The 21,601-nt window shown below is 72.5% G+C and carries 22 protein-coding genes, 1 tRNA gene and 1 pseudogene; 10 read left to right on the forward strand and 14 right to left on the reverse strand.

The genetic code is table 11. The features are described from left to right. Together FRCN3DRAFT_RS0210555 and FRCN3DRAFT_RS0210560 are read left to right on the forward strand one after the other, a co-directional pair. On the forward strand, positions 1–1,023 hold the full coding sequence (locus FRCN3DRAFT_RS0210555) for a LacI family DNA-binding transcriptional regulator (RefSeq protein ID WP_007515981.1): 1,023 nt from the start codon (positions 1–3) through the stop codon (positions 1,021–1,023). Positions 1,024–1,297: 274 nt separating this feature from the next. Further along, positions 1,298–1,374 (forward strand) — tRNA-Met (locus FRCN3DRAFT_RS0210560). A 97-nt stretch (positions 1,375–1,471) separates the two neighbouring features. On the opposite strand, the gene FRCN3DRAFT_RS0210565 is transcribed toward FRCN3DRAFT_RS0210560, so the two are convergent. Next, a complete protein-coding gene (locus FRCN3DRAFT_RS0210565) occupies positions 1,472–2,854 on the reverse strand; it encodes an aspartate aminotransferase family protein (RefSeq protein ID WP_232794279.1) in 1,383 nt (460 codons plus the stop codon). A 197-nt stretch (positions 2,855–3,051) separates the two neighbouring features. On the opposite strand from FRCN3DRAFT_RS0210565, the gene FRCN3DRAFT_RS0210570 reads away from it, so the two are divergent. Further along, the gene (locus tag FRCN3DRAFT_RS0210570) at positions 3,052–3,540 is read left to right on the forward strand and encodes an Lrp/AsnC family transcriptional regulator (protein ID WP_007515978.1); all 489 of its coding nucleotides are present in this window, start codon (positions 3,052–3,054) and stop codon (positions 3,538–3,540) included. Positions 3,541–3,661: 121 nt separating this feature from the next. On the opposite strand, the gene FRCN3DRAFT_RS0210575 is transcribed toward FRCN3DRAFT_RS0210570, so the two are convergent. Together FRCN3DRAFT_RS0210575 and FRCN3DRAFT_RS0210580 are read right to left on the reverse strand one after the other, a co-directional pair. Beyond that, the gene (locus FRCN3DRAFT_RS0210575; RefSeq protein ID WP_007515977.1) at positions 3,662–3,931 is read right to left on the reverse strand and encodes a hypothetical protein; all 270 of its coding nucleotides are present in this window, start codon (positions 3,929–3,931) and stop codon (positions 3,662–3,664) included. A gap of 152 nt (positions 3,932–4,083) precedes the next feature. Next, positions 4,084–5,445: an NAD(P)/FAD-dependent oxidoreductase gene (locus FRCN3DRAFT_RS0210580; protein WP_007515976.1), complete on the reverse strand. Its 1,362-nt coding sequence runs from the start codon at positions 5,443–5,445 to the stop codon at positions 4,084–4,086. 429 nt (positions 5,446–5,874) lie between these two features. Here FRCN3DRAFT_RS0210580 and FRCN3DRAFT_RS0210585 point away from each other — a divergent pair, with 429 nt between their 5' ends. From FRCN3DRAFT_RS0210585 to FRCN3DRAFT_RS0210595, 3 genes are all read left to right on the forward strand, one after another. After that, on the forward strand, positions 5,875–7,305 hold the full coding sequence (locus tag FRCN3DRAFT_RS0210585) for a gamma-aminobutyraldehyde dehydrogenase (RefSeq protein ID WP_007515975.1): 1,431 nt from the start codon (positions 5,875–5,877) through the stop codon (positions 7,303–7,305). A 196-nt stretch (positions 7,306–7,501) separates the two neighbouring features. Continuing rightward, complete coding sequence (locus tag FRCN3DRAFT_RS43820; RefSeq protein ID WP_335341692.1) at positions 7,502–8,503, forward strand: alpha/beta fold hydrolase; 1,002 nt, start codon at positions 7,502–7,504, stop codon at positions 8,501–8,503. 501 nt (positions 8,504–9,004) lie between these two features. After that, positions 9,005–9,148 carry a hypothetical protein gene (locus FRCN3DRAFT_RS0210595; RefSeq protein ID WP_232793999.1) on the forward strand — a complete coding sequence of 48 codons (144 nt, stop codon included), beginning with the start codon at positions 9,005–9,007 and terminating at the stop codon, positions 9,146–9,148. Positions 9,149–9,555: 407 nt separating this feature from the next. On the opposite strand, the gene FRCN3DRAFT_RS0210600 is transcribed toward FRCN3DRAFT_RS0210595, so the two are convergent. From FRCN3DRAFT_RS0210600 to FRCN3DRAFT_RS0210620, 5 genes are all read right to left on the reverse strand, one after another. Then, a complete protein-coding gene (locus FRCN3DRAFT_RS0210600; RefSeq protein WP_007515973.1) occupies positions 9,556–10,320 on the reverse strand; it encodes a glycerophosphodiester phosphodiesterase in 765 nt (254 codons plus the stop codon). A gap of 63 nt (positions 10,321–10,383) precedes the next feature. Then, positions 10,384–11,217, reverse strand: coding sequence for a histidinol-phosphatase (hisN, locus tag FRCN3DRAFT_RS0210605; RefSeq protein WP_035927320.1), 834 nt, complete (start codon positions 11,215–11,217; stop codon positions 10,384–10,386). Between the two features lie 388 nt (positions 11,218–11,605). Continuing rightward, the gene (rsgA, locus tag FRCN3DRAFT_RS0210610; protein ID WP_007515971.1) at positions 11,606–12,622 is read right to left on the reverse strand and encodes a ribosome small subunit-dependent GTPase A; all 1,017 of its coding nucleotides are present in this window, start codon (positions 12,620–12,622) and stop codon (positions 11,606–11,608) included. Further along, positions 12,619–13,968 (reverse strand): 3-phosphoshikimate 1-carboxyvinyltransferase, encoded by a 1,350-nt coding sequence (gene aroA, locus FRCN3DRAFT_RS0210615; protein ID WP_035924621.1) that lies wholly within the window; start codon positions 13,966–13,968, stop codon positions 12,619–12,621. The genes rsgA and aroA overlap by 4 nt, the downstream gene beginning before the upstream one ends. Before the next feature lie 113 nt (positions 13,969–14,081). Then, positions 14,082–14,954: a class I SAM-dependent methyltransferase gene (locus FRCN3DRAFT_RS0210620; RefSeq protein ID WP_007515969.1), complete on the reverse strand. Its 873-nt coding sequence runs from the start codon at positions 14,952–14,954 to the stop codon at positions 14,082–14,084. Positions 14,955–15,359: 405 nt separating this feature from the next. On the opposite strand from FRCN3DRAFT_RS0210620, the gene FRCN3DRAFT_RS43825 reads away from it, so the two are divergent. Genes FRCN3DRAFT_RS43825 through rsrA form a run of 3 tightly spaced genes read left to right on the forward strand, consistent with a single transcriptional unit; the run spans position 15,360 to position 17,459 of the window. Further along, a complete protein-coding gene (locus FRCN3DRAFT_RS43825) occupies positions 15,360–16,148 on the forward strand; it encodes an alpha/beta hydrolase family protein (RefSeq protein ID WP_007515968.1) in 789 nt (262 codons plus the stop codon). After that, complete coding sequence (locus FRCN3DRAFT_RS0210630; RefSeq protein WP_007515967.1) at positions 16,141–17,175, forward strand: sigma-70 family RNA polymerase sigma factor; 1,035 nt, start codon at positions 16,141–16,143, stop codon at positions 17,173–17,175. Before FRCN3DRAFT_RS43825 ends, FRCN3DRAFT_RS0210630 begins: the two co-directional genes overlap by 8 nt. Next, positions 17,172–17,459: a mycothiol system anti-sigma-R factor gene (gene rsrA, locus FRCN3DRAFT_RS0210635; RefSeq protein WP_007515966.1), complete on the forward strand. Its 288-nt coding sequence runs from the start codon at positions 17,172–17,174 to the stop codon at positions 17,457–17,459. Before FRCN3DRAFT_RS0210630 ends, rsrA begins: the two co-directional genes overlap by 4 nt. A gap of 131 nt (positions 17,460–17,590) precedes the next feature. Here the strand turns inward: rsrA and FRCN3DRAFT_RS57625 are convergent, their stop codons facing one another. Both FRCN3DRAFT_RS57625 and FRCN3DRAFT_RS43830 read right to left on the reverse strand, forming a co-directional pair. Then, positions 17,591–17,665, reverse strand: a complete 75-nt coding sequence (locus tag FRCN3DRAFT_RS57625; RefSeq protein ID WP_369299096.1) for a 50S ribosomal protein bL37 — start codon at positions 17,663–17,665, stop codon at positions 17,591–17,593. A gap of 121 nt (positions 17,666–17,786) precedes the next feature. Beyond that, positions 17,787–18,551 (reverse strand): DUF5317 family protein, encoded by a 765-nt coding sequence (locus FRCN3DRAFT_RS43830; protein ID WP_007515965.1) that lies wholly within the window; start codon positions 18,549–18,551, stop codon positions 17,787–17,789. Positions 18,552–18,788: 237 nt separating this feature from the next. Between FRCN3DRAFT_RS43830 and FRCN3DRAFT_RS0210645 the strand changes: the two genes are divergently transcribed. Further along, complete coding sequence (locus FRCN3DRAFT_RS0210645) at positions 18,789–19,016, forward strand: biotin/lipoyl-binding carrier protein (protein WP_007515964.1); 228 nt, start codon at positions 18,789–18,791, stop codon at positions 19,014–19,016. 56 nt (positions 19,017–19,072) lie between these two features. Here the strand turns inward: FRCN3DRAFT_RS0210645 and bsaP are convergent, their stop codons facing one another. The 4 genes and pseudogenes from bsaP to FRCN3DRAFT_RS43835 all read right to left on the reverse strand — a co-directional run. Then, the gene (bsaP, locus tag FRCN3DRAFT_RS0210650) at positions 19,073–19,327 is read right to left on the reverse strand and encodes a biotin synthase auxiliary protein BsaP (RefSeq protein ID WP_232794001.1); all 255 of its coding nucleotides are present in this window, start codon (positions 19,325–19,327) and stop codon (positions 19,073–19,075) included. A gap of 97 nt (positions 19,328–19,424) precedes the next feature. After that, complete coding sequence (gene bioB / locus FRCN3DRAFT_RS0210655) at positions 19,425–20,495, reverse strand: biotin synthase BioB (protein WP_083401461.1); 1,071 nt, start codon at positions 20,493–20,495, stop codon at positions 19,425–19,427. A 139-nt stretch (positions 20,496–20,634) separates the two neighbouring features. Then, complete coding sequence (gene bioD / locus FRCN3DRAFT_RS0210660; RefSeq protein WP_007515961.1) at positions 20,635–21,396, reverse strand: dethiobiotin synthase; 762 nt, start codon at positions 21,394–21,396, stop codon at positions 20,635–20,637. Then, a pseudogene (locus tag FRCN3DRAFT_RS43835) lies at positions 21,393–21,601 on the reverse strand (8-amino-7-oxononanoate synthase); the annotation flags it as partial. The gene bioD and the pseudogene FRCN3DRAFT_RS43835, both read right to left, overlap by 4 nt.

Consider the following 21,601-nt stretch of genomic DNA (forward strand, 5'->3'; position numbering starts at 1 on the left):
ATGCGCAAGCGCGCCACCATGACGGACGTCGCCGCCTTGGCTGGCGTGAGCCTCAAGACCGTCTCGCGGGTCGTCAACGGCGAGCCGGGGGTATCACCCGATCTGGTCGAGCGGGTCCGCCGAGCCGTCGAGCAGCTCGACTACCGGCACAACCTGGCGGCGAGCAACCTACGGCGCGGGGTGCGCACCCAGACGATCGGCGTGCTGCTCCATGACCTCCGTAACGAGTACGCCGCGGAGCTGCTGCGCGTGATCGACGACCATGCCCGGCCGCTCGGCGTCGCGGTGCTCGCGTCGAGCCTCGACGACCACGAGGACCGCGAGCAGGTTCTCGTCCACGACATGGTCACGCGGCGCGTCGACGGGCTCGTGCTGATGCCGGCCAGCCCGGACCAGAGCTACCTGCTCCCGGAGGTCCGAGCGGGCCTCCCCGTCGTCGCCGTGGACCGGCCCGCGGCGGGCCTCGCGGTCGACACCGTCGTCGTCGACAACCGGGACGGCGCCCACCGGGCGACCGAGTACCTTCTTGGCCGAGGCCACGTTCGCGTCGCGTGTCTGACCGACCGCGGTCGGCTGTGGACCGCGCGGGAGCGGCTCCGCGGGTACATCGAAGCGATCACGGAAGCTGGCCTGCCCGTCGACGAGCGGGTCGTCGTCAAGGACCTGGCTACCGCCGCCGATGCGACGGCGGCGACCCGTGCGCTCCTCGATCTCGCCGATCCGCCTACCGCGGTGTTCGCCGGCCGCAACGACCTGTCGGTCGGCGTCGTCAGGGCGCTGCGTGAGCGCGCCCTCGAGCGCAGGGTCGCGGTCGTCGGCTTCGACGACTTCCCCTTGGCCGATCTGATGAGCCCGGCTGTCACGGTGGTCAGCCAGCAGGTGGCCGAGATCGGCGCGACCGCGGCACAGCTGCTTTTCGCCCGCATGCACGGCGAAGCGCCCACGCCACGGACCGTGGTGGTGCCGACCCGGCTCATCGAGCGCGAGTCCGGGCTGATCCCCGTGCCGGTCACGTCTGCCTGACGGCAGCCCGCGCCAGATCGCGCTCGCGTCCTCCTGGCGTGCGAGCTGATCTGAACCGACACTGCGTTCGAGGAACGGCCACCGTGACATCAGGGCGACGAGGCGTCCACGGCGTCGGTATCCTCCGGGCCCGCGCCCGGGACGAGGCACGCCCGCCGTCGCTGACCGAGCCGGCCGCGTTGCGTGGGTAGGTCTACGAGCTCCTCGAGACGGCTTCCTTTGAAGTCCGCCGTTTTGTCCACGTGCCGAGGGGCGTGTATAGTTGTCGTAACGACGCGGGGTGGAGCAGCTCGGTAGCTCGCTGGGCTCATAACCCAGAGGTCACAGGTTCAAATCCTGTCCCCGCTACCAACAAAGGACCGGATACGGGTCCCTGCAGGAAAAGCCGGCGCAGATGCGCCGGCTTTTCCTGTTTCTGAAGGCTGTCCTCCGGGGTGCGCGGGCCGAGTCAGCCGGCCGCTCGGGCGAGGTCGGCGCACATGGCGTCCAGGCTCTCCAAGTAACGGTCCACATCGGCGTCGGTGTGCTGGACGGAGAGGGTCCATTCCTCCTCGCGTCCCGGGGCCATCAGCACGCCGCGGTTGGCGTTGTAGAGCCAGGCGAGCTCGGGCAGCGCCGCGTTCTGGTGCTCCATGAACGTCGTGTAGTCGCGGATCGGCGCGTCGGTGAAGTGGACGCAGCCCTTCGAGGAGATACCGACCGTGTAGCCGGGGATGCCGTGGCGGGCGAGGAGCGCGTCGCACCCGGCGATGAGCCGGTCGTTCAGACGGTCGAGATGCGCGTACGCCGCCGGGGTGAGCACGTCGAACAGGCTCGCGCGCGCCGCCGCCATCGTCAGCGGGTTGCCGTTGTAGGTGCCGACCTGCTTCACCCTCCCGGCCGCCACGACCTCCATGATCTCCTCGGTGGCGCCGATCGCGCCGGAGGGCAGGCCGCCGCCCAACGCCTTGGCGAGCGTCACCATGTCCGGCGTGACGCCGAACCGCTCGGTAGCGCCGCCGGGCGCGACGCACAGGCCGGTCTTCACCTCGTCGAAGATCAGGACGATGCCGAGCCGCCGGGTGAGGTCCCGGACCGCCTCCAGGTAGCCGGGCTCGGGCAGGATGACGCCGAGGTTCATCATCGCCGCCTCCATGATCACGCAGGCGGGCTTGCGGCCCTCGTCGATGAGCCGCTCGATCCGGCGCTCCATCGCGGCGGCGTCGTTGAACGGCACGGGGACGGTGAGGTCGATGACCGCCTCCGGGATGCCGGCGCCGTAGCCGAGCGAGTTCATGTCGTCCGCCGGGCCGATGTCGGCGTAGGGGGCGCCGATCGAGACCATCACGTAGTCGTGGTGGCCGTGGTACGAGCCGAAGATCTTGACGATGGTCTCCCGGCCGGTGAGCCCGCGCGCGATCCGGATCGCGTCCATCGTCGCCTCGGAGCCCGAGTTGACGAAGCGCCACCGCGGCAGCCCGAACCGGCGGGCCAGCTCCTCGCTCACCACCACGGCGTCCTCGGTCGGCATCGCGAAGTGGCTGCCCAACGCGACCCGTTCCGAGACGGCGCGCACGATCGCCGGGTGCGCGTGGCCCTGCACCATCGAGCCGAACGCGTTGTGGAAGTCGGCGTACTCGTTGCCGTCGACGTCCCAGACCCGCGAGCCGCGCCCGTGGGTCAGGTAGATCGGCCACGGGTCGCGCTCCTGGTACGACGACGGGACGCCGCCGGTCATGGTGCGCAGCGCGCGCTCGTGCAGCGCGCCGGAGCCGGGGGTGGCCGCCTCCAGCCGCGACTCCTCGCGGCGGGCGAGCTCGGTGGCTCGCTCGGTGAGCGTCGCCGCCGAGATCCCCGCGGCCTGTTGGTTGCGTGTGTCAGCCGTGGTCACGGCGGCCCTCCAAGGCTCGCGACGAACAGTTCGATGCTGAAAGCGTAGCCGACTGTCCGGTCAGCGATGGAATCCGTCGATAGATTCCCCTTTCGTCACCGCATCGTGGTCAGAATCGAGTGGTCATACGATGACGTGCGGCCGGCGAGGAGGAAACAGTGCAGATGCGCAGGGCGCCGAGTGGTCGTTCCTCGTCCGAGCCCCTGCTGGACGACGTCAACAAGGCGATCATCGAACAGCTCCAGCAGGACGGCCGGCGGTCGTACGCGGCGATGGCCGCGGCGGTCGGGCTGTCCGAGGCCGCCGTGCGCCAGCGGGTGCAACGGCTGCTCGACGCCGGAATCATGCAGATCGTCGCGGTCACCGATCCGTTGCGGGTGGGTTTCCGGCGTCAGGCGATGATCGGGGTGCGCGTGACCGGCGACACCAGGGAGGTCGCCAACGCCCTGGCGGAGCTGCCCGAGGTCGACTACGTCGTGATCACAGCCGGGTCGTTCGACCTGCTGCTGGAGATCGTCGCGGAGGATGACGAGCACCTGATCTCCTTGGTCAACGACCACATCAGGGCGCTTCCTCAGGTCAGGGAGACCGAGACGTTCGTCTACCTTCGCCTGGTGAAGCAGACCTACACCTGGGGTGTCCGCTAAGACGCGGTCACTCAAAGCGCGGTCACTCAAAGCGCCGTCCGGCACGGCGTTGTCCGTTAAGACGCCTTCTACCAGGGCGCCGTCCACGAAGGCTTGGTAACTGTCGGCCTGACCGCGCTCGTCACCGACGGCGGGGCGGGGTGCGCCAGCCGCCGGGACCGGTCGGGTCGATGGTGTCCGCGGCGGCGAGGAGCGCCTGAGCGAGGGCCCGAGCCTCGGTTGGGCCCAGGTAGGCGACCGCGAGTGTGTCGAACATCGGGGAGACCAGGCGAAGCAGAATGATGGCCCCGTTGTCGCGGCCCGCTGGCGGTTCCGGCCGGACCGTGATCTCGGAACCGCCGAGGCGGGTCACCATCGTGTCGTCGGCTGGTTCACGTTCGACCTGAGGCATGGGCCGTCCCCACTATCTGGGCCGGCTGACATCCGGCCATCGCGCTCTGTGGGACTCCTGAAACCACCCTCTGGTTGTGCGTCGGTTGACTTTTGCGACTATTCGGCCCCTTCGCCGGAGATCTCCCGCGGACGACGGGCGGGCAGGAGCCGTCAGTGGCCGGTGAGACGGTCCACGGCCTTGCCGAGATGGGACGGCCGGCCGGTGCGGTTCTCGCGGGCGTCGGACGTCGCGGCGCCGAGACGGCCGACGTTGACGCCGAGCCACCGCAGCGGCTCGGGCTCCCACAGCCGGGCGGGCCGGTTCACCCAGGGAAGCCTCGTGTTCGGGGTGTCCAGGCCCGCGGCCAGCTCGGCGAGCGTCCGCCCGGCCAGGGCGCTCGCGGCTACGCCGTCGCCGACGTAGCCGCCGCCACTGCCGAGTCCCGTGGCCGGGTCGAAACGCACCGACGGGGTCCAGTCGCGGGGCACGCCGAGCGGGCCGCCCCAGCGATGGGTGATCTCGGCGCGCGCCGCCGCGGGGAACAGGGTGCCGAGGGTGCGGCGCAGGTGCTCGAAGACGGCGTCCTCATGGTCGAAGGACGGCCTGACCCGCGAGCCGAGGTGGTAGGGCGCCCCCCGGCCGCCCAGCACGATGCGCCCGTCGGCGGTGCGCTGGGCGTAGATGATCAGTCGGCGGGCGTCGTTCAGCGTGAACCGTTCCCGCCAGCCGATCTCGTCCCAGGCCGCGGCCGGCAGCGGTTCGGTCGCGATGACCAGCGAGTAGACGGGCACGAGCTCGCGGCGGTGACCGGAGAACCGGGGCGTCCATGCCTCGGTCGCCCGGATCACGACGTCGGCCCGGACGGTGCCACCGTCGAGCTCGACCTGCCCGGGGCTGATCGCGCGGGCGGCCGAGTGCTCGAAGATCGTCACGCCGCGCCGTTCGACCGCGTCCGCCAGCCCCCTGACCAGCTTCCCGGGTGACAGGGCGGCGCACTCCGGGTCGAACACGCCGCCGAGCGCGCCCGGGATGCGCACCCGCTGGGCCACCTGGTCGGCGGTCAGCCAGCCGCCGCCTCCGGCGCGCAGCCTCGCCTCCTGCGCGGGCGTGGTGGCCAGGCACAGGTAGCCGTCCTTGGCGAAGTCGCAGTCGATGCCCTCGGCGGCGGCGACCGCGCCGACCTGGTCGACGGTGGCGGCCAGCGCCGGGCGCATCTGGTCGGCGATCGAGGCGACCGGGAACAGCGCCGAGCACCAGCCGCCGTTGCGGCCGGACGCGCCGAACCCGGCGACCTCGCTCTCGACCACGACCACGCGCTTCTCCGGGGCGAGCGCGGCCAGATGGTACGCGGTCCACAGCCCGGTGAAGCCGGCGCCGACGACGCAGACGTCGGCGCGCAGGTCGCCGCGTACGGGCGGCCGTGGCGTCACGGGCGCCAGGAGCTGGTCGGTCCACAGCGAGGCCGGCAGCGCCGTCGACGGGCGCGCCGGGCGGCGGCGTATCCGCTGGAGGATCCGAGCCGCGTCAGCCACCTGCCCTGCCTACCCTTCGAAACGGGACACGCACCGGATTCCGTCCGGCCGGCACGGCCGAGCGGAGGTGCGATCCGTGTTCTACCTCGGAACCCCGACGCCTTGGCGCGGCGGGACCGGCGGCGGCCGCGGCCACCTTCTCGCGCGGGCCGTTCGCCATCGTGTCTCGACGACCTTCGGCCAGGTGGAGACCCTCGGCCATCTGGCGGGCGACGTGCTCGGCGACCTCTATCCGAGCGCGGTATCCGTGCCCTACTCTGCGGTCAACTGTCGTCTTCGACCGTACTTGCCCGGTCCGAAGACGGCATCCGTAGGTCCGTCACGTTCTCGCACCGCGCGGCCACGTGCCGGAAACCGGAATGTGGTGGAGTCTGAGCCCAGCGGGTGTGGGGACCGCGGTGGGCTGACGTCGGGGATGGGAGCGGGCGGATGGGCACGGTTCTGAGCAACTTCATCGGCGGCGAGCACGTGCCGGCGGCCGACGGCCGAACGATGCCGATCGTCGACCCGTCGACCGGCGAGCCGTACGCCGAGGCGCCGCTCTCGGGCGCCGCCGACATCGACCGGGCCGTCACCACGGCGGCCGGCGCGTTCGAGTCGTGGCGGGACGCGACGCCGAGCGAGCGCGCCCGCGCCCTGCTCAGGCTCGCCGACGCGATCGAGGAGCGGGCGGACGACATCGTCGCGGCCGAAAGCCGCAACACGGGCAAGCCAGTCCAGCTCACCCTGGACGAGGAGATCCCGCCGTCGGCCGACCAGGTCCGGTTCTTCGCCGGCGCCGCGCGGCTGCTGGAGGGCCGCGCCGCCGGGGAGTACCTGGCGGGGCACACCAGCTACGTGCGGCGCGAGCCGATCGGGGTCTGCGGCCAGGTCACCCCCTGGAACTACCCCTTCATGATGGCGATCTGGAAGATCGCCCCCGCGCTCGCGGCCGGCAACACGGTGGTGCTCAAGCCGTCGGACACCACCCCGGCGAGCAGCCTGCTGCTGGCCGAGATCGCCGCCGAGTTCCTGCCGCCGGGCGTGCTGAACGTCGTCTGCGGTGACCGTGACTCCGGGCGGGCCCTTGTCTCACACAAGGTGCCGGCGATGGTCTCGGTGACCGGCAGCGTCCGTGCCGGCATGGAGGTCGCCAAGGCCGCGGCGGACGACCTCAAGCGGGTGCATCTGGAACTCGGCGGCAAGGCGCCGGTCGTGGTGTTCGACGACGTCGACGCGGCGCGGGTGGCGGAGGGGATCGCCGGCGCCGGCTACTTCAACGCTGGCCAGGACTGCACGGCGGCCACGAGGGTGCTGGCCGCGCCCGGTATCTACGACGACCTCGTCGCGGCGCTCGGCGAGGCCGCCCGCGCCACCCGCATCGGCCCGCCGTCGGACCTCGAGGCCGCCGTCGGGCCGCTCAACAACGCGAACCAGCTCGCGCGGGTGAGCGGGTTCGTCCAGCGGGCGCCCGCGCACACCGAGGTCGTGGCGGGTGGCGTGGCGGTCGATGGTCCGGGGTACTTCTACCCACCCACGGTCGTTGCCGGCGTGCGCCAGGACGACGAGCTCGCCCAGCAGGAGGTATTCGGGCCGGTCGTGACCGTGCAGCGGTTCTCGGACGAGGACGAGGCGGTTCGATGGGCCAACGGTGTCGAGTACGGGCTGGCGTCCAGCGTGTGGACGTCCGACCATGGACGCGCCATGCGGGTCACCCGTCGCCTCGACTTCGGCTGTGTGTGGGTGAACACGCACATCCCGATCGTCGCGGAGATGCCGCACGGCGGTTTCAAGAAGAGCGGTTACGGCAAGGATCTCTCGATCTACGGGCTCGAGGACTACACGCGGATCAAGCACGTCATGCATAACCTCGAGTTCTAGGCCTCGCGGAGGCTCTACCCCAGGGTCCGCGAGCGGCGTCGGCGCGGTGTCGGCGGAGGGCGCGGTCTGCTCCTCCCGCGTACCTCCGTCAGCCCTCAGGGGCACGGAGGCGGTGGTCGCGATGCGGGCAGGTAGCACGGCCGGCTCGGAGGGACGTGGGGAGCGAACAGGCCGGCGGTCGCATCGGTTCGTCACGGTGCACGGCTATCGCCGCGCCTACCTGCGCGCCGGGCGCGGCCCGGCCGTGCTGCTCATCCACGGCATCGGAGACAGTTCGGCGACCTGGGAGCCGGTGCTGTCCAGGCTCGCCCGCCGGCACACGGTCATCGCGCCCGACCTGCTCGGCCACGGCCTTTCCGACAAACCGCGCGGCGACTACTCCCTCGGCGGGTTTGCCTGCGGGATGCGCGACCTGTTGTCCGTGCTGGGCATCGAGCGGGTGACGGTGGTGGGTCACTCGCTGGGCGGCGGCGTGGCCATGCAGTTCGCCTACCAGTTCCCCGAGCGCTGCGAGCGGCTGGTGCTGGTCGGTACCGGCGGCGTCGGGCCCCAGTTGCACCTTGCCCTGCGGCTGGCGGCCATGCCGGGCGGGGAGGCGCTGCTTTCGCTGCTTCGGCTGCCCCCGGCCCGCCTCGCTGGCCGGGGCTTGTTCGGTGCGCTCAGTCTGCTGGGGGCCGACCTCGGCCGGGACGCGGCCGATCTCGGCCGGCTGTTCGACGCACTGACCGTGCCTGGCGCGCGGGCGGCGTTCCTGCGCACGCTACGGGCCGCCGCGGACTCCCGCGGCCAGGCGATCACGATGCTCGACCGCTGCTACCTGGCGCAGGGGATGCCGACGCTGATCATCTGGGGCGAGCATGATGCTGTGATTCCTGTCACGCATGCCCGGATCGCCCATGAGGCCATGCCAGGAAGCCGGCTGGAGATCTTCCCCGACGCCGGCCACTTCCCGCACCACACCGACCCCGCCCGGTTCCAGGCCGTCCTGGAGGACTTCCTGGCCACCACTCGTCCAGCGAGCCACTCGGCCCGCAAATGGCGCGCGCTGCTGCGCTCGCGCTCCCTGCCGCCCGATGAGCCCCTCGCGGGTGAGATCAGGGTGGCACCGTCCTCGCCACCTGGCCGGGGCGCGGGCGGCAACCATGCCGCGAGGCGCGAACCTTCCGGGCCGTCGGGACGTTTCTTCAATGCTGGGTGAGTCGGCGCCTGGACGAACGCCATGTCTGTCTGAAGGCGCCGCGGCGGTTTTCGACGGCGGCGGCGAGCGGGACGGCGGTGACCAAAGAAAAGTGGATCATGCGTCATCCGGGCGGCGGCGACATGCGCGTCCGAACGGGTCGCATCGTGCGGCCCCAGCCGTATCGGGCGCCGTGCACCGGTCAGTGCCGAGTCGTCCACGATGGTCGACTGCTCGTAACGCCACGGTCCGTGACAAGCGGCACGGGTAAGTTCCACATTTAGTCTCCAGGAAGCGCTACCGTAGAGTTAGACCCGTCGGCCACCGGCAATCTGACCAATGTTGGTGGCCAGTCCCGGCGGCAAGGCTGGTGACGAGACTGGTGACGAGGCACTGCGTGAGCTGCCTTGTTCGCCGAAGGGGTCATGTGGACACCCCGATGGACTATTCGGAGGTCGATCCTTGGCACGCCGTGCACGTCTCAGCTGGCCGGATGAACGCCGGGGGGCCAGCGATGTTGTGGTGACGCGGTTCGATCCGGGCCGCGGCTGGACCCTCGAGCAGGCTCGTGACCTGGTCCGGCAGGGTTACTCGGTGGATAACGTCGCGCAGCGGACTGGCTTTCCGTCGCAGATGTTGAAAGTTGCGGTCGCCGACGACGACTGAACCTAACCCGCCAGTTCGCTAACCTCGCGATCGCGGACCTCCCCGATCGCTTACCTGTCAGATCTGCTTCGCAGATCCGGCAGGGACCCTGTCGCCGATCGGGCGGGAACTTCGGGCTTCGTCGATCCGGCGGGAACCTGGCTTCGCCGATCCGGCGGTCGCCCCGCCGGCGATTCGCCGGCCTCGAGCCGGGACACCTCGCGTACCGGCGGATCCGCTGTCGTTGTTCGCGGGTTGCGCCCGCGCCGTGACGCCGCCGGATTTCGGCGCGCCGGCCGTCGCCGTCGTCGCATTGCTGACAGGTGCCGGCCAATTCTGTACGGCAATGTCCGCTTCATTTCGCCGCGGCGCCAGCCTGACCACCGCACGGCCCCCGCCCGGGGCCCAAGGGGCCCAGCGCCGAGGCGTCAGGTGGCGCGGCCGGTCGTGGCGGCCACGAGACGGTCGACGTAGTCCGAGTAGACGGCGTCCAGGCCATAGCCGAGCAGCCGGGCGAGCGTGGTCGGGCGCTGCGCGTCCCAGCCGAAGGCGAGCAGGCCGTGGTCGTGCAGGACCTGGGCCATCGGGGCGGTGGGCGCCACCCACTCCCGGGAACGCAGGTTCAACGCGGCCACCCCGGCGGCGCGTAGCTCGTGGGCATAGCGACCTATCCCGCCGGCGTCCCGGATCTCGCGCATCGAGGTGGAGTTGACCAGGCGCACATCTGGGTCGAGCTCGCGCCAGACGCGCAGGCTGCCCAACGGGCCGCAGAGCCACAGCCGCCGCGGCGCGTCCGCGCCGGCCGCCCGCGCCACGGCGAGCACCGCGGCCACGGTCGCGTCGGCCGCCCTGCCCGCCGGCGTCTTCACGTCCAGGCTGAACTCGAAGCCGGTGCCGAGCGTCCGGTAGAACGCGGACAGCGTCGGCAGCCAGCTCGGCAGCGCGTCGGCGGGCAGCGCCGTCACGTCGCGCCGCAGCCTCGGCGGCCCGAACGCCTGGTCGTGATGGAGCACCGGCACTCCATCGGCGGCGAGCCAGGCGTCCGACTCCAGCCCGGTCGCCCCGCGAGCCAGCGCGCGGGTGAAGGCGGGCAGGGTGTTCTCCCGCTGGTACCACCCGGGCGCCCCCCGGTGCGCGAAGCCGATCGGCCCGCGCCGGGCGGCCGGCTCCGGCCGGGCGTCCTGGCCGTCCATGGCGTCACCGTCCACGTCGTCGCTCTCGCCGAGCGAAGGTCGGTACCGAGCGGCCGCGAGGCGTCAGCGCGCGGGGCCGCCCGCCGCGAAGGAGGCCAGTGCCGCCTCGTGCAGGTGGCCATTTGTCGAGAGCACCGTTCCGTGCCCGGCCCCGCGCCGACCGCGCAGGTCGGTGAACCGGCCGCCGGCCTCCTCGACGATGACCTGCAGGGCGGCGAGGTCCCACAGCGAGACCACCGGTTCCGGAGCGACGTCGACGGCACCCTCGGCCACCATCATGTGGGACCAGAAGTCGCCGTATGCCCTGGTCCGCCAGACCTGCCCCGCGAGGTGGAGCAGCTCGTCGAGGCGCCCGCGCTCGGTCCAGCCCTCCAACGAGGCGAACGACAGGAACGCGTCCTCCAGCCGGGACACCGAGGACACCCGCAGGGCCCTGGTGTCGCCGGTGGCGGTGCGGGTGAACGCGCCGCCACCACTGGCCGCCCACCACCGTCGTCCCATGGCCGGGGCGCTGGCGACACCGACGACCATCTCGCCGTCCACCTCGAGCCCGAGCAGCGTGGCCCAGACCGGGACGCCGCGAACGAAGTTCTTGGTGCCGTCGACCGGGTCGAGGATCCAGCGCCGCTGGGCGTCGCCGGTCAGCCCCTCCTCCTCGCCGAGCACCGCGTCGGCCGGTCGGACCGCCGCCAACCGTTCCCGGATCATCGACTCGACGGCCGTGTCCGCGTCCGACACCGGGGTGTTGTCCGGCTTCGACTCCACCCGCAGGTCCACCGCCTGGAACCGAGCAAGTGTGATCTTGTCGGCGGCGTCGGCGAGGCTCAGCGCCAGGGCCAGATCGTCGGCTGGCGTGGGCCAGCCACCCGACGCCAGCTCTGTCGTCGAGCCGGAAATGGTGGCGGAGTCGGCCGCCGCCGGGTCAGACAGCTTCACGGCTGTAGAGCCTACGGTTCCTTTCCCGCCGCTCCTCCATTGCGGGAGTCATGCCGATCTGTGATCTGTGGCTGGCGCAGTCTGGCGGCCTTCTTCGCTCGAAGCACCCGTCGTTTGAACTAAGCCTGACATGTGCGGTACCGCCGATTAGCGGCCATGAGGGCAAGCCGAGGGGACTTACGGGCGGGTAGGTCCAGAAAAAAGAATGAGAGACAGATCTCATTCCTCCTTCCTCGCGGATCGCCCATGTCTGGGGCCAGGCGGGTCTATGGCGTGCTGCCGGTCCATGGCTGGAGGGCGATCCACGGGGACCCCGCGGGCAGGTAAGGCGGGAAGCGAGTGCTGGGTCTCATCCGCCTCGGGCGGCCAGGAGGCGGCGCAGGCTTGCGAGCCGGGCGCCGTCGGCGCGGCCGGAACGGACCGCCTCGTCGAGGGCGCAGTCCGCCAGGCCCTCGGCGTGGGTGCAGCCGGGGGGACAGTCGGCGGCCGCCTCGGCCAGCTCGGCGAACGCGGCGAGCACCCTGGCCAGGCTGACCGCCCCGAGCCCGAACGAGCGAATCCCCGGGGTGTCCACCACCCAGCCGCCGCCTGGTACCGGCAGCGCCACCGCGGCCGACGAGGTGTGCCGGCCCCGACCGGTCACCGCGTTCACCACGCCGATCTCCCTGGCCGCGTCCGGGACGAGCCGGTTCACCAGGGTGGACTTCCCGACGCCGCTGTGGCCGAACAGCACGCTCACCCGGCCGGTGATCAGCGCCCGCAGCCCGGCGGGGTCGACGTCCGGCCGGCTGGTGACGATGGTCACTCCGAGCGGCCGGTACAGGTCGCGCAGCGTCTCGTCGTCCGCGAGATCCGCCTTGGTCAGGCAGAGCACCGGGGCCAGGCCCCCGTCGTAGGCGGCGACGAGGCAGCGGTCGATCAGGCCGGTGCGCGGGGGAGGGTCGGCGAGCGCCGTCACGATGACGAGCTGGTCGGCGTTCGCGACGATCGGCCGCTCGGCCGGGTCGGAGTCGTCGGCGGTGCGCCGCAGCACGCTGGTGCGCTCGGCGCGGCGCACGATCCGGGCGAGCGCGCCCGGATCGCCGGACACGTCGCCGACGAGCGACACCCGGTCGCCGACGACGACCGGCACCCGGCGCAGGTCCCCGCCCCGGATCGCGGCGACCACGGCGCCGGCGGGGTCGGCCTGGCCGTCCGGCAGGGTGCGCCGGCAGCTGTAGCGGCCACGGTCGACGGCGACCACCACCGCGTCCACGGCATCGGCGTGGTCGGGGCGTTCGCGGGTGCGCGGCCGCGAGCCGCGTCCCGGGCGGGTGCGGACGTCGTCCTCGTCGAGGTCGCGCCCACTTCGTCGCGCGCCGCTCATCCAGTGTTGTCTGAGGCCAGGTGCGGGCCGGCGAGCATCGCCGCCCACATGGCCGGGAACTCGGGCACCGTCTTGCCCGTCGTGGCGATGTCGTCGACCGTGACCCCCGGCACCGCGAGACCCACCACGGCGTAGGTCATGGCGAGCCGGTGGTCGGCGAGCGGATCGAGCCGGGCGCCGCGCAGCGGCGCGGGCCGGATGGCCAGGCCGTCCTCGGTGACGGTGATGTCGGCGCCGAGCCGGCCCAGCTGGTCGGCGAGGGCCGCGAGCCGGTCGGTCTCGTGCAGCCGCAGGTGGGCGATGCCGCGCAGCCTGGACGGCGAGTCGGCGAGCACGGCCAGCGCGGTGAGGACCGGGGCCGCCTCACCGACGTCGCCGAGGTCGGCGTCCAGCCCGTGCAGGCCGTCGCCCGCGCGCACGCGCATGCCCGCGGGCGTCCGCTCGGCATGGGCACCCATCTGCTCCAGCAGGGCGGGCAGCATGCGGCCGGGCTGGGTGGTGACCTCGGGCCAGTCCGGGATCAGCACCTCGCCGCCGGTCGCGACCGCGGCGGCGAGGAACGGGGCGGCGCTGTTCAGGTCCGGTTCGATCGCCCGGTCATGGGCGCGCAGCGGGCCGGGCGCCACCCGCCAGACCGGGGGGCGGCCGGTGGAGGCCGGTGTGGCCTCGACCGTGGCGCCCGCGGCGCGCAGGTCGGTGACCGTCATGTCCAGGTACGGGCCGGAGGGCAGCCGGCCGCCGACGTGGCTGACCTCGACACCCCGGTCGTAGCCGGGGGCGGCCAGCAGGAGGCCGGAGATCAGCTGGCTGGAGCCGGAGGCGTCGACCGTCACGGAGCCACCGGGGACGCGGCCCTTGCCGTGGATGGTGAACGGCATCGCGTCGCCGTCGATGACGGCGCCGAGCTGGCGCAACGCGTCGAGCAGCGGGGTGAGGGGGCGCTCGCGCATCTGGGGGTCGCCGTCGAAGCGCGTGTCGGCGCGGGTCAGCGCGGCGAGCGCCGGAGTGAAGCGCGCCACGGTGCCCGCGTTGCCGCAGTCCACCGCTACCGGGCCGCCGTCACCGTGGCCGAGACCGCCGCGCACCACCCAGTCCGCGCCCGTGGCGCCGGGGGAGGGCTCCGTGTCCACCCCGACACCGAGCGTCCGCAGCGCGCCGGCCATGAGCAGGGTGTCCCGGGAGCGCAGCGCGCCGCGCAGCCTGGAGACGCCGTCCGCCGCGGCGGCCAGGATCAGAGCCCGGTTCGTCCCGGACTTCGAGCCGGGTACCCGCACCACTGCCCGCACGGGGCCGCTCGCCCTCGGCGCTGGCCATGGGTCGGCCGGAACGCGTGTCGCTGTCGTCACGCCCCCTAGCATGCCCTCGTGCCCGCGCCGATTGGCCGACCGGTCCGCGGGTTGGATGTCCGTTCGACGTCGGTCGGGCGTCTGAACGCGGGCGAATCGACGCAGGCCGCGATCTAGCTCGGTCTTCTCGCGGAGGCGATGAGGTGGATACCGATGGACTCGCCCTCGCGCTCCGCGGCGAGCTCGACCTCGGTGCGAACCAGGGTGGGGAACGAGGACATGTCCGCGGACAGCGCCCGCTTCACCGCCTCGACGGACAGCACCGTGCGTGGCCGGACCCAGTCGACCTCGAGGCCGGCGCTGGTCAGCACGGCCTTGAGTTCCTCGGGCCAGAAGCACCGGGTGATCGTGCCGTCCTCGGCCGGGACGAGCACGACGTCGGCCCGCGGCACGTCGGAGAGCTCGGCCCAGCGGTGCTGCTCGGCCAGCCGGGCCAGGCCCAGCAGCAACGAGTCGACGCACAGCAGCAACTGGCCGCCCGGCCGCAGCAGCCGGTGGATCTCCTCGAGGGTGCTCTCGGTGGCCAGGCAGAACGACAGTGCCCGCCCCTCGGCCAGCACCGCGTCGAACGACGCCGGCGCGAACCAGTCGAGGCTGCGGGCATCGCCCACCACGCTGCGCAGCGCGCCGGGGCGGCCACCAGTCCGCTGGGAGGCCTGTTGGGAGATCAGCGACCTGAGGGGTCGGTAGTCCGACGGATCCGCCGGCAGGTTCGTGACCTGTGTCGTGTCGCCGAGCACGCGGACGACCTGGTGACCGGCCGCCACCATCTGCCGCGCGAACCGGTCGCGCTGCCCGGAGACGTCGAGCACCCTGGACGGCGCGCCCGGCAGCCACTCGCGCAGCTGGACCGAGGCGACCTCGTCATAGAACGACCAGTAGGGGTCATCGCTGCCCGCGGGCGCCTCGCAGACCACGGTGGGCGCGAGCGGGCGACGATACTCCGGATCACCAAGCTCAGAATCAGCGCCGCGACCAGAAAGCATGAACCATTCCTACCCTTCGAAGGGCCGTGATGCGAGGCATGTCACAGACCGGGGGCGGAAGTCTCAAACGTCGGCGGGTCTGCGATCGTCGTTCCTCCAGCCGCACAGGGCGCATGCGGCAAGACCGCCCGTGATGTCACCGGGAGGACTCTGGTGGGGCTCACAGCACAACCTGATCTCATGACTCGAACCGTCGAGGGCGCGGTGCCCCGAGGTTGCCTCCGGACCCGGGGTTCCTCCTGGATCGGCGACGACGTTCCCGACAGTTCGACGAAGCCGAGCTGTCAGGTCGGCGATCCAGCAGGTCTGCCGGGTGGACGGCCGACAGGTCCGGCCGCCCAGATCGCTATGGCCACATCGGCCACGGCGCAAACCACTGTTTGTGTCGACGGCGGACGGCTCCTCGTGGTTCCCGGCGCTGACCAGTACCTCGTCTCCAGCGGTGACGGCGCGCTCGGCGGTGCGGCTGGCCCACCGGTGGTGGTGCTGCTGCACGGCGCCGGGTCCGGCACCGACACGCCGCCGCTGCGGCGCCTGACTGAGCTGCTCGTCGCCGCGGGCGTCACCGTCGGGCGCCTCGAGATGCCCTACCGGGTCGCCGGCCGCAAGGCGCCCGACCGCCCGGCGCGCCTCGACGCGGTGCTCATGGCCGCGGTCGCGGCGCTCATCGGCGACGTGGCGGCCGGCGCGGGCACGCCGCGCCGGCTGGCACTCGCGGGCGCGTCCACGGGTTCCCGGGTCGCGGTGCGCACCGCGAGCGCCGTCGGGGCTTGCGCGGTGCTGGCGCTCGGGTTCCCGCTGAACCCACCGTCCCGGCCGGCGCGGCCGGGGATCCCTGCCCGCGACCGGCCCTCGCGCCAGGCGGAGCTGTCCGGCGCCGGCGTGCCGGTGCGCGTGATCCAGGGTGAACGGGACTCCTTCGGCCTGCCGGAGCCGGACGCGCGGCGCGGCATCGAGGTGGTCGTCGTGGCCGGCGCCGACCATTCGTTCAAGGTCCGGGTCCGGGACGGTCGCGCCGCCGGGGAGGTGGTCGAGGAGGCCGCCATGCTCGGGGCGACCTGGCTGCTGCGGCAGCTGGCCGTGCCTCCCGTGTCTCCTACGTCTCCCGTGCCTCCCGCGGCCCCATGCCGACCGGAGGGAGCCCCGGCCGGGTGGATCTCCGGGAATCCCGGAGGCGGATCCGTGGTTGGCTGAGGCGGAAGCCAAGGTCACGGAGGTCAGATTGACGTCTGAGAGCCAGCTGCGCCGGCCCACCGCCCCGACTGCGATGGTGGGCGACCCAGGCGCGTGGGAGGCCCGCGGGGCCGGTTCGTGGACGGGCGTACCTCCGCTGAGCGGGGTATCGTCACCACGTAAGACCGGTGACAGCCGTTCGGCGCAACCGATCCCGCGATGGGAAGAGATGGCGGGCCGCGACGCCCCGACGGGCGAGGGCCCGTCAGGGGACGTGACGACGGAGAAGAACCCGCCGACGGCCGGCGAGATCGCGCCGGTGGCGACGACGGGCGGCCGGCGGACCAGCATGGTTGTTGACGCTCAGTCAGCTTCCCGGCGGCCCGCGATGTTGGCCGGGGAGGATCGCCTCCCGGGCCACCCGAGCGGTGAGGGAGTGATCCTGGTCGACGAGACCACCGAGGAGCGGGGCGCGCGATTCGAGCGTGACGCCCTTCCCTACCTCGACCAGCTGTACGCGGCCGCCCTGCGGATGACGCGCAACCCGGCGGATGCCGAAGATCTCGTCCAGGAGACCTTCGTCAAGGCGTTCGCGGCCTTCCACCAGTTCCAGGAGGGCACGAACCTCAAGGCCTGGCTGTACCGCATCCTGACGAACACGTTCATCAACAACTACCGGAAGCGCCAGCGCCAGCCGCTGCAGAGCCCGACCGAGCAGGTCGAGGACTGGCAGCTCGCGGAGGCGGAGTCGCACACCTCGACGGGTCTCAAGAGCGCCGAGATGGAGGCGCTCGAGCACCTGCCCGACAGTGACATCAAGGAGGCGCTGCAGGCGCTTCCCGAGGACTTCCGGATGGCCGTGTACCTGGCCGACGTGGAGGGCTTCGCCTACAAGGAGATCGCCGAGATCATGGGCACGCCCATCGGTACGGTGATGTCCAGGCTGCATCGGGGCCGGCGCGGCCTGCGCAAGTCGCTGGAGCAGTACGCCAGGGAGCGCGGGCTGGTTCCCGCCGGTTCCACCGGAACCGAGGGCGGTGTCTCGTGAGCTGCGGTCACCCGCATGACATCGACTGCCGCAAGGTTCTCGACGCGGTTTTTCTGTACCTTGACGGCGAATGTGACGGAACCCAGCAGAACCTGATCCGCTCTCATCTCGACGAGTGCTCGCCCTGCCTGCGCGAGTTCGGCGTCGAGCACGAGGTGAAGCTGCTGGTAGCCCGCAAGTGCGGCGGCGACCGGGCTCCCGACTCGCTGCGCGCCAATCTGTTGGCCCGCCTGCGCGCCGCGCGGGTCGATGCCGACGTGACGAGCGAGCTGGGCGCCGAATAGGGCCTGGACGGCCGGTGGCGCGTGCGAAGTACCGCGCCACCGGCCGGCCGTCGAGCGTCGCTTGTGCCGCTCGGCGGCCAGGCGGTGGTATCCCCAGGTAGGGCCGCACAACGGACCGCTGGGGGCGCCTATCAGGTGTTGGGGCGCTTGCCGTGGTTGGCCTTGCTCTTCGCGCGGGCGCGCCGCTTACGCTTCTTCTTCGCCATGCCGCGATCTCCTTTCTGCTCATCACCGCGTTGGACGGCGGGCGCGCGGCGCCCGCCGTCGAAAGCATCGCGTCCGACAATGTAGCCCGGGGCGGCGGTGGAAGGCCGGAGACCCGTCTGATCAAGGGTCGGTCTGGTGGCCCGGTTCCCAGGGGTCGGACGCGGCGGAAGGCGTCCCAGCGGAGGCGTCCGCCGAGCGGCCGGCGGGCAGGGCCGCCGCCGGCCGGCGCCGCCGGCGAACGGTGGCTGGCGGGCCGTCGAGGTCCTCCGGAGCGTCCACGCCGTCGACGGAGCCATCCCCGTCGGTCGACGCCGCGGCTCGCCGCCGCTGGCGGCGAGCCCGTTCGGCCCCCCGCGCGCGCAGCGTCCGGCTCGCCCGTACGGGCGTGAGCCCCGCGAACAGCGCCACGCCGGACACGATCAGCACGTCCCCGGCGCTGAGCACCGACGGAGCCACCCAGAAGGGGAACGGGATCACGTCGCTGAACGGGCGCAGCCGGGTGTCGTGGTCCGCGAGCGTGTAGTACCGGGAGGACGCCACATCATCCCGTGCGACCCCGGCCGAACTGATCGCCGCCGTCGAGACGGGCATCCGGCCGTGGTTCACCCCGATCACCGCCGCGTTCAGGGCCAGTCCGAAGAACAGCAGGAGCAGGCCGGGAACCCGCCGGTTGGCGGCGGTCAGGGCGGCGGCGAGTACGGCGGCGGCGATCCAGCCCACGGTCCGGGCGCTGTCCGCGAGCGCGGCGACCACCAGCGCCAGGACGATGCCGGCGGCGAGCCAGCCGAGCCGAATCCGGATGCGTCCCAGCGCTTCGAGGGTCCCTCCGCGCAGCCGAGCGACCAGCAGGCCGATGAGCAGAGCGAGGACGAGGAGAACGAACACACCCGTAGTTTGCAAGCCGCCGCACTTCCACCGCTTCCGTGGGGGTCTGCCCGGGGTCCGCGGCCAGGTTCGGCGCTGACCGACGGTGGCCGCGCGTGGCGCCCGATGTTCGCGGTGTTCCGTGCCCCGAACCCACTACGCTGGCGGAGGGACCGGAGGGCCAGTGACATCGGCGGCCGGTCAGCAGCCGGATCTCTGGTCGTGTGCGACGCACACCGTGCCCCCGAAGGGATGACCATGGCCGAGGAAGTCCGCGCCGAAATGGTGGCGAACGTCTGGAAGGTCGTCGTAGGGGTGGGAGATCCTGTCGCCGCCGGAGACGCGCTGGTGATCCTCGACTCGATGAAGATGGAGATCCCGGTCATCAGCGAGGACGGCGGCACGGTCGCCGAGATCGCCGTCCGGGAGGGCGACGTCGTTCAGGACGGCGACCTCATCGCGATCGTGGAGTCGACGCCGGTCTGAGGTCCTAGCCCTACTGCTGGCCATGCTTGCCACTCGTGAGCTGGCGGTGACGCCATTCAGCTGGCGGTGACGCCATGTTCCGCGCAGCGGGCCGTCCAGCCGGTGGGGACGACCTGGACGACCAGCCGCCGCCGGCAGGTGGGGCAGTAGCGGGGTGGCTCCAGCGTGCGCGCCAGCGCGCAACGGTCATGGGTGCCCACGCCCGCCGGCTCCCCGCACCGGTCGCAGTAGACGATCGGCGCGGCCTGAAGCGCGCCGGACGGCGAAGGGACGTCGTGGGGGCCTGGCACCTGGTCCTCGTTCCTCGTCACTGTCTGATCCCCCGCGGTCGCCCGGACGCCGGTCTCGCGCCCGGGCTCGCCGCGTCCGTGTGCCTGTGCCCTACGCCCTATGCCTCGCGCCTGCGTGTCACAGCGTCGCCTGCAGCGACTTGATCGGCATCGACAGGCGGTCGAGCATGGCGAGGTCGACGTCGGGGGACTGCCCGAGCGTCGTCAGGTAGTTGCCGACGATGACGGCGTTGATCCCGCCCAGCATGCCCCTGTCGGCAAGGTCGCCGAGGGTGATCTCCCGGCCGCCCGCGTAACGCAGGATCGTGCGCGGCAGCGCCAGCCGGAAGGCCGCGATCGTGCGCAGCGCCTCGCGCGGCTCGACCGGGGGCAGGTCACCGAACGGCGTGCCCGGCCGCGGGTTGAGGAAGTTCAACGGCACCTCGTCCGGCTCCAGCGCCGCCAGCTGCACAGCGAGCTCCGCGCGCTGGGCGAGGCTCTCGCCGACGCCGAGGATCGCGCCGCAGCACAGCTCCATCCCGGCCGCGCGCACCATCTGGCAGGTGTTTAGCCGCTCCTCCCAGCTGTGCGTGGTGACCACGTTCGGGAAGTGCGAGCGGGCCGTCTCGAGGTTGTGGTTGTAGCGGTGCACGCCCATGGCGGTGAGCTCGTCGACCTGTTCCTGGGTGAGCATGCCCAGCGAGCAGGCGACGTTGATGTCGACGGCCGCGCGGATCGCGGCGACGCCCTCGCGGACCTGGGCCATCAGGCGGGCGTCCGGCCCGCGCACCGCCGCGACGATGCAGAACTCGGTCGCGCCCGTCGCCGCCGTCGCCTTGGCCGCCTCGACCAGGCTCGGCACGTCCAGCCAGGCCGAGCGGACCGGCGAGTCGAACTTCCCGGACTGCGAGCAGAAGTGGCAGTCCTCCGGGCAGCCACCGGTCTTCAGGCTGACGATGCCCTCCACCTCGACCTCGGGGCCGCACCAGTGCATCCGCACCTCGTGCGCGAGCGCGAGCAGCTCGGGCAGCGCCTCGTCCGGCAGCTCCAGGACGGCCAGCACCTGCCGCTCGTCCAGGCCTCGGCCCGCCACGAGGACCTGCTGGCGGGCGGTGGCGAGCAGCTCTGCGGCGGCCGGCGGCAGGGCTGCCGGACTGATGGTGGTCACGGGAGGGGTCACTTCGTTCGCTCCAGCCGCCGAAACCGGCATCGGGGACAGTGGCGTCATCATCGAGTCCATGGCTGCGGGGTGCGCGGCGACAGCGAAGCCTCGCGCGCCTGGAAGCCCGTTGCGAGCATCGGGGCCGTCGGGTGAGCTGGCGTCGTCGTGTTCGTCCCCGCCAGCCCGCTCATTGTCGAACCCGGCCCGCCCGCGGCGCGCGTCTGGCGGACGTGGTATCTGGCACGCCGGCGCGAAAGGCGGCGGAGTCGAACGTGCCGCCGAGGGACGGAGCCAGTGAGCGTAGGGCGACCTCGCGGAACTCCGCCCGGCCGAGCAGGCCGGCTCCGGCCGGGAGCGCGCCGGCGAGCGGCCGGCCGGCGACCGCCTCGAGATCGGTGAGGTTGGCCCGCTCGGCGAGGCCCGGGTCCGCCGGCCAGCTGCCGATGACCACGCCGGCCGGCTCCAGACCCCGGTGCGCCAGTGCCTCCAGCGTGAGGGCAGTGTCGCTCAGGGTGCCCAGCGCCGGGCGGGTGACCACGAGCACCGGCGCCCGGAGCAGTCGGGCCAGGTCGGCGAGCGTGCGGCCGTCGTCGTCGTAGCGGACCAGCAGCCCGCCCGCTCCTTCCACGAGCACGAGCCGGCGATCGGCCGCCAGCTTGGTCACCGTGTCGGCCACGGCGACCAGGTCGAGGGCGGGCAGCCCCGCGCGCCGGGCCGCGGTCGCCGGGGCGAGCGGCTCCGGGTAGCGGGCGAGCTCGTGCACGTCGTTGATGCCCGTGAGGTCGCGGACCAGGTCGGCGTCGCCGAGCTCGCCCGGTGCGACGCCCGTCTGCGCCGGCTTGACCACCGCCACCGGCGCGCCCCGGCCGGCCGCCAGGGTGGCCACCGCCGCCGTGACGACCGTCTTGCCGACCTCCGTGCCCGTGCCGGTGACGACGAGGATGCTCATGTCCCGGTCGCCGGCCTGCCGGCACCGTCGGCGGCCCGCAGCGCCCCGGCCAGCGCGGCCGCGAACAGGGCCACGTCGTCGTCGGTGAGGTCGGCGCGCGCGGACAGCCGCAGCCGGCTCGTCCCCGGCGGCACCGTCGGAGGACGGAAACAGCCGACGGCCACGCCCCGCTCCCGGCAGGCCGCGGCGGCCGCGACCGCCCGCT

Origin of the sequence: Pseudofrankia saprophytica (genome assembly GCF_000235425.2) — a bacterium.
Lineage (GTDB): Bacteria > Actinomycetota > Actinomycetes > Frankiales > Frankiaceae > Pseudofrankia > Pseudofrankia saprophytica.

Bases quoted from the DNA above. Each gene is read 5' to 3' on its own strand.
- FRCN3DRAFT_RS0210620 (WP_007515969.1), bottom strand. From the start codon at position 14,954: ATGCTTTCTGGTCGCGGCGCTGATTCTGAGCTTGGTGATCCGGAGTAT.
- FRCN3DRAFT_RS0210645 (WP_007515964.1), top strand. From the start codon at position 18,789: ATGGCCGAGGAAGTCCGCGCCGAAATGGTGGCGAACGTCTGGAAGGTC.
- FRCN3DRAFT_RS0210585 (WP_007515975.1), top strand. From the start codon at position 5,875: ATGGGCACGGTTCTGAGCAACTTCATCGGCGGCGAGCACGTGCCGGCG.
- FRCN3DRAFT_RS0210555 (WP_007515981.1), top strand. From the start codon at position 1: ATGCGCAAGCGCGCCACCATGACGGACGTCGCCGCCTTGGCTGGCGTG.
- bioB (WP_083401461.1), bottom strand. From the start codon at position 20,495: ATGCCGGTTTCGGCGGCTGGAGCGAACGAAGTGACCCCTCCCGTGACC.
- bioD (WP_007515961.1), bottom strand. From the start codon at position 21,396: ATGAGCATCCTCGTCGTCACCGGCACGGGCACGGAGGTCGGCAAGACG.
- FRCN3DRAFT_RS0210575 (WP_007515977.1), bottom strand. From the start codon at position 3,931: ATGCCTCAGGTCGAACGTGAACCAGCCGACGACACGATGGTGACCCGC.
- FRCN3DRAFT_RS0210600 (WP_007515973.1), bottom strand. From the start codon at position 10,320: ATGGACGGCCAGGACGCCCGGCCGGAGCCGGCCGCCCGGCGCGGGCCG.
- rsgA (WP_007515971.1), bottom strand. From the start codon at position 12,622: ATGAGCGGCGCGCGACGAAGTGGGCGCGACCTCGACGAGGACGACGTC.